At 43.4% G+C, this 5,779-nt stretch carries 7 protein-coding genes; 1 reads left to right on the top strand and 6 read right to left on the bottom strand.

The window, feature by feature from the left end; genetic code table 11:
• Nucleotides 1-164: 164 nt before the first annotated feature.
• From A9Y75_RS18255 to A9Y75_RS18245, 4 genes are all read right to left on the bottom strand, one after another.
• A complete protein-coding gene (locus A9Y75_RS18255; RefSeq protein WP_071190967.1) occupies nt 165-2,225 on the bottom strand; it encodes a ribonuclease R family protein in 2,061 nt (686 codons plus the stop codon).
• A gap of 225 nt (nt 2,226-2,450) precedes the next feature.
• Nucleotides 2,451-2,666 (bottom strand): 30S ribosomal protein S18, encoded by a 216-nt coding sequence (gene rpsR / locus A9Y75_RS18250; protein ID WP_016952137.1) that lies wholly within the window; start codon nt 2,664-2,666, stop codon nt 2,451-2,453.
• A 2-nt stretch (nt 2,667-2,668) separates the two neighbouring features.
• Complete coding sequence (gene rpmG / locus A9Y75_RS26735) at nt 2,669-2,863, bottom strand: 50S ribosomal protein L33 (protein WP_083389659.1); 195 nt, start codon at nt 2,861-2,863, stop codon at nt 2,669-2,671.
• Between the two features lie 43 nt (nt 2,864-2,906).
• Entirely contained in the window at nt 2,907-3,464 is a 558-nt protein-coding gene (locus A9Y75_RS18245) for an RDD family protein (protein WP_071190966.1), read from the bottom strand.
• A 194-nt stretch (nt 3,465-3,658) separates the two neighbouring features.
• On the opposite strand from A9Y75_RS18245, the gene A9Y75_RS18240 reads away from it, so the two are divergent.
• Entirely contained in the window at nt 3,659-3,913 is a 255-nt protein-coding gene (locus tag A9Y75_RS18240; RefSeq protein ID WP_071190965.1) for a hypothetical protein, read from the top strand.
• 371 nt (nt 3,914-4,284) lie between these two features.
• On the opposite strand, the gene A9Y75_RS26730 is transcribed toward A9Y75_RS18240, so the two are convergent.
• Nucleotides 4,285-5,547: a Calx-beta domain-containing protein gene (locus tag A9Y75_RS26730; protein WP_236721457.1), complete on the bottom strand. Its 1,263-nt coding sequence runs from the start codon at nt 5,545-5,547 to the stop codon at nt 4,285-4,287.
• A 44-nt stretch (nt 5,548-5,591) separates the two neighbouring features.
• A partial coding sequence (locus tag A9Y75_RS29770; RefSeq protein WP_236721456.1) for a hypothetical protein occupies nt 5,592-5,779 on the bottom strand: 188 nt, incomplete at its 5' end.

Raw genomic sequence — 5,779 nt, 5'->3', positions numbered from 1 at the left:
TAGGGGCGTATTGCAATACGCCCCTACAGGAGTGAAACTGCCTTGCTGTCTAGGTTTCAAGTTTGATTTTGTACCTTATTGATCTGCAATCTGCTGTAATTACTGATTAAATAAACTCCCCGCGTCTCCGCGTCACCGCGTCCCACCGTCACCGCGTCTCCGATTTAATTGGCGGCTGACTGAGCTTCTTGATAAATAATTTCTTGAAACTGAATCATATCTTTCTGCGGATCTGCGAGACTAACTTTAACTAACAATTGTTCACCCAAATTCACAGAACGCTTAAAGACCATTGGCAACTGTAAGCCTAAATCTTCTAGTAAGATTAATGCCAAGTTGCTATCTTCGCGCAGCCACATCAAGACTGTGATTTGCCATACTTGCTGAGGATGACGGCGTAGATACTCTAGGGCATAATACCTGTTTGTTTGTCGTTCCACCATTGTTAGTTCTTGGGTGGTACTGGTGACAGTCATCATCACTTCTTTGAGTTGTTCTGCGGAGAAAGGCAAAACTTCGCCCCGCAAGTGGGCTTTCAGTTGGAAGTGAGTGAGTAAGTCACTGTAACGACGAATCGGGGAAGTTGCTTGGGTGTAAGTATCTAAACCCAAACCAGCATGGCGCACAGGTGTAATGCTCATTTCACTTTTGGGCATACAACGACGCATAGCACAGGAACGAACAAACCCGGCTGGAAGTTGCAGTAATTCTTGTTCTGGGGGTAATTCTGGTTGGGGTTGTCCGCGAAATGGTAAAGGTATGTTATGTGCTTGTCCGTAACGCGCCGCTACTTCTCCGGCGAGAATCATCATTTCTGCTACCAACTGCCGGGATAAGGAATCATCTAAAATGTCAATGCTGATATCATCGTCTTTGACTTTGATCATCGCCTCTGGCATATTGATGCTGATGGCTCCTTGATTATACCGCCAAGCTTTACGCCGTTGTGCAGAATTAGCGATCGCTGCAATTTCTGGTTCTGCTTCTACTCCCAATTCCAACATCTCGTCTACATCTTCATAGGTGAGGCGATAAGTCGGCTTCATCAAGCTAGGATGAATGCGGTAATCTTCTACAGATCCAGTTTGATCTAAAACAATCCCAAAGCTGAGAGCGCAACAAATTTTCCCCTGTACCAAACTCATGGGGCCAGTGGCTAATACCTCCGGAAACATGGGAATCATCCCCGTTGGTAAATAAACTGTACTCCCCCGCTTTCTGGCTTCTAAATCCAAATCATCTTCTGGAATTAACCACCTAGTCGGGTCAGCAATATGTACCCACAAACGTTCTCGACCATCTGGTAGTAATTCCCAACTCAATCCATCATCTATCTCGGTAGTACTTTCATCATCAATTGTGTATACCTTCAGATGAGTCAGATCTAGACGATTTACATCTAAGTCAGTTGGGGGAAAATCTAAGCGTTGTTGCGCCACTTCTAATACCTTGTTGGGAAACTGAACGGGAATTGAAGAACGACGCAGGAACAGGTTCTCATGGGTATTCCACCAACCTATGTCTATCAACAGTTGAAAGGCTGCTTGGGGTGTAGCAGACCGTCCCAGCATATTCATAGTTTCTAAAACTGGTACACCGGGGGGATACGCACGAGCTAAAGAGTCGAAGTTTACCCCCGTTCGCACAATGTCTGCCAGTAACACCGCGTATTTTTCCAGTGCTTCTAAGCGCTGGCGGTCATGGCGTTGCCATTCTACGGGTTCACCCTTGAGTGCCTGTTCTACACGCCCTAAAAATTCCTGCTGTCCCTTAGCTTTTTGGGTTTCTACTTCAATCTGGTGTTTTCGTTCTGCTACTTGTGTAGCGGTACGCGGTTCGTAAGCATCGCCTTTTTGCTTGAAATAGAGTTTGTCCTCTGATAACAAACAATGAGCGGCATAACACTGAGGCGCATCTGATTCCGAAAACAGCAGATTTGCCATTTGGCTGGGGGTAACTGTTTCTCCATCTTCCACCAGCAATTCCCAAGCTACTTCCAAGCTAGATGGATCTAAGTAAGGCTTGACTTGTTCTAAAAACTTGGCAATTTCCGAGGGCTTGTAAGTTTGTCCGTTAACTGTATGAGTTATTTGTCGAGGCGCGAGGCTGTGGGATTGTCCTCGTTCATCTACTACAAACCAACGGGTCTTGCCGTCTGGACGATCTACTACTCCTAGACGGCTATCGCCTTGAACCCTAAATTCAACTAGCGTCCCCTTGTCCACAACTCTCGCACTTTAATAATTTTAGATTTTAGATTTTAGATTTTGGATTAAATAATTACTATCTAATCCCCAATCTGATGATTTGAAATTGGGAATGCTATTATACATTCCTTTACTTTTAATCAAATTTTAGATTTTGGACTGAAAGAAACGTTTAATAAATATTGCCAACGTTACTTTTTCTGGATTATTCCTCAAATCCAAAATCCAAAATCCAAAATCTTCTTAGCCTTCTGCGTTAATGAATGGCAACAAGGCCACAATTCGAGAGCGTTTAATCGCCAATGTCAGGTGGCGCTGTTGCTGAGATGTCAACCCAGTAATCCGCCGGGGTAGAATTTTACCACGCTCGGTGATAAATTTACGCAATAAATCAACGTCTTTATAATCGATTGGTTCTCCTGGCTTAATTGGCGACAGGCGACGACGATAATAACTCATCTTTACTTAATTTCCTTGTGAACAGTGTGTTTGTTACAGTGGGTACAGAACTTTTTCAGTTCTAAGCGACCAGTGGTGTTCCGACGGTTCTTGGTGCTGGTATAGCGAGAAACGCCATTTGAACGCTTGTCTGGGTTAGTACGACACTCGGTGCATTCTAGTGTCACTATTATGCGGGCACCTTTACTCTTAGCCATAATCTTACAAACAGTAAAGCCTGGAGAGATTTAACACAAATGACTATCTTCTCACATTTCGCTGCACTTTTTCAACTAATCGCTTAATTTTTAAATCCAGCGAATAGCCACGCCGCGAGGAAACGATTATAGTTTTAGCATAGCGGTCATGGAAAGCCTGCCGCATTTGAGTATCGGACAAGGCTGCACCACAGTCAATTGCTAGAGGAAGCACTAGCAGTATAGCAGTGGGATTAGCTATTATATTGCTCAACCCAATGGAGAGTAGCAAGGCACAAGGGCAAATTATTCCCTCGCGCTGCAATAATGCCTGCAATTGGGGGATTCTGCCGACTATTTGCCCGTTTTGAATTTCTAAAATTTTTAAATCAAACGCCCAACGTCCTAAACTTTGTCCCTGATTGTTATACACCACTAGCACTCGTAAAACTAGCCAAGTGAAGATAAAAACAAAGATTTGGACAAATTGAATCCCCAGATTACTGCTTCCCAGTAAGGAACTGACTAACCAGACACCAAGAAAATCTATCCCCAGTGCCATACCCCGGCGAATAATTTCTGCCTTGGGGTAGTGTTTTTGTGGGACTTTAACTATAGTCATACACAATAAGTGTTTATGTTTAGGTGTAGGGAATTATTTATTGCCCCTATTTTTAATATTAAAGCGATAATTTAAGTACTTGTTGCATGAGTCTGTTTGGAACTTGCCACAAGCAAAGATCAGCGGTTGGTTAAAATCATCAATACTGAACAGGTGTCTCTACCATTTATTTGTATTTTTGAGGATTACCCACAATGACATCTATAGGCATAGTTGCTACTCAAATTTCAATCAGCACAATCATTCCCATGCTGATTGCTATTAATGATCGTGATTATCTACAGTTTAAAGAATTGGAAAAAACCTTTGTTGCCCAGAATAACGTTGAAGTTTGGCAGGATGTTTTTAATTTCCGCATTTTACCAGCACTTGATCAGCAATCTAAAAAATGGCTATTAGAAGCGTGGTGTGGTGAGGGAGTTGTCATTGAAAGCAGAGCCTTAAAGTAGGCATTCCCAGCCAGAGGCTAGGAACGAGATAAATCTTAAAGTAGGCTGGGTTCCTCCTAACAGCCCTGGCGACTAGAAGTCGCGGCTACACAGGCAAAACCCACCTACGTGGGTTGTAAACCCTTGATTTTCCGCTAGTGTTCTCGTTTCTCGTTCCCATACTCCGTATGGGAATGAATTCTAGAAGGCTCTGCCTTCCTCCTAACAGTAGAGTCAGAGCCTTAAAGTAGGCATTCCCAGCCAGAGGCTAGGAACGAGATAAAGAGTCAGAGACTGGGAACGAGATAAATCTTAAAGTAGGGTGGGTAAAGCCCTTGCGGGCATGGCTTCGCTAGAGCGACAGCGTAACCCACCATAGCCTCTACAAAAAACTAAGCAATCAAACTAAAATCGCTACTAGCAAGGGTAATATCAAGATTCCCTAAACGGGCAAACTCAAACACAGTGGCTGCACCCAGAACATTTCCATCCTGGTTATAGAATAAACTACCAGAACTTTGACTATAAACAATCCGAGCAGCATTTGCATTGACTAATGCATCATCAGTGACTACTGCAAAATTAGTTAAAGCTTGTCCGACAGTGTTAGTAATAGCCGTGAATGTGCTTTTACTCAGAACAATTTTGTCTTGTCCGGCATCAAACTGGGTAATGTAGTCAACGCCTAAACTAGTGGTAAATACCCCATTGCCTTGGAAGCGATATTGATCATTACCGAGTCCACCGTTGAGAATATCATCACCTAATCCTCCCCAGAGAATATCATTTCCCGCTAATCCTTGCAGTTGATCATTGCCTTCACCACCAATGAGAAGGTTATCAAGAGCGTTACCCGTGAGACGGTCATTACCTGTGCCACCTGTAGCATTTTCGATAACGTTGTTGGCAGAAAGAATGAGTTTCAGATTACTGTTGACAGTCTGTGAGGTGATTACACCCAAATTCACATTCACAGGGGCAGTAGTACCACTAAAGTCAATAGTATCAATTCCTCCTGTTGTAGTTTCTACAATCTTATCTGTTCCTAAAGCGGTATTAGCAACAAAAGAGTATGTGTCATTACCATTCAGACCTGTAAGGGTATTATTGGCACTGTTACCTGTGAGGACGTTATTACTGGCATTACCTGTACCATTGATAGCCGTTGTTCCTGTGAGAGTCAGGTTTTCTACGTTGGTTGGTAAGGTAGTGGTAGCTGACGCAATGAGGGTATCGGTTATGGTTGTAATGGCGCTGGCTTTAGTCCCCAAACTAGCATTGGTAGGAGATGTCAGCGTCAGGGTAAAGGTTTCATTTGCTTCATTGATGGAATCATTGAGAATGGGAAGAATGATGGATTGAGTTGTTATCCCTGGGTTAAAGGTCAAAGTTTCTGTTTTGCTGGTATAGTCTGAACCTGCTATAGCTGTACCATTACTAGTTGCATAGTTCACCGTAATGGTTTGGGTGCTGGTGTTGGAAAGAGTAACGGTATAAGTGACGTTTTGAGGATTTGTTTGACCTTCGACTATCGTCTGGTCAGCACTGAGATTAATAGTTATAGATGATGAAACATCATCATTAGTAATAGTTCCCGTCACCGCAGCAGTTGTACCAACGGTGTAACCTGTACCTGTAGCTAAAGTTAAAGCCACGGTTTCATTAGCTTCAACTGTGGTATCTGCGGTGGGGTCTATTATTAGAGTTGCGGTACTCGAACCAGCTGCAAAGGAGTAACGGTATAAGTGACGTTTTGAGGATTGGTTTGACCTTCGACTATGGTCTGGTCAGCACTGAGGTTAATAGTGACAGACGATGCCACGTCATCATTAGTAATAGTACCAGTAACGGCTGTGGTTGTACCAATGGTGTAACCTGTACCTGTGG

Source organism: Trichormus sp. NMC-1, from assembly GCF_001858025.1.
Lineage (GTDB): Bacteria > Cyanobacteriota > Cyanobacteriia > Cyanobacteriales > Nostocaceae > Anabaena.
The sequence above is the reverse complement of the archived record's forward strand: the minus strand, read 5'-3'. Positions and strand labels throughout refer to the sequence as shown.

Bases quoted from the DNA above. Each gene is read 5' to 3' on its own strand.
- A9Y75_RS18240 (WP_071190965.1), top strand. From the start codon at position 3,659: ATGACATCTATAGGCATAGTTGCTACTCAAATTTCAATCAGCACAATC.
- rpmG (WP_083389659.1), bottom strand. From the start codon at position 2,863: ATGGCTAAGAGTAAAGGTGCCCGCATAATAGTGACACTAGAATGCACC.
- A9Y75_RS18245 (WP_071190966.1), bottom strand. From the start codon at position 3,464: ATGACTATAGTTAAAGTCCCACAAAAACACTACCCCAAGGCAGAAATT.
- rpsR (WP_016952137.1), bottom strand. From the start codon at position 2,666: ATGAGTTATTATCGTCGTCGCCTGTCGCCAATTAAGCCAGGAGAACCA.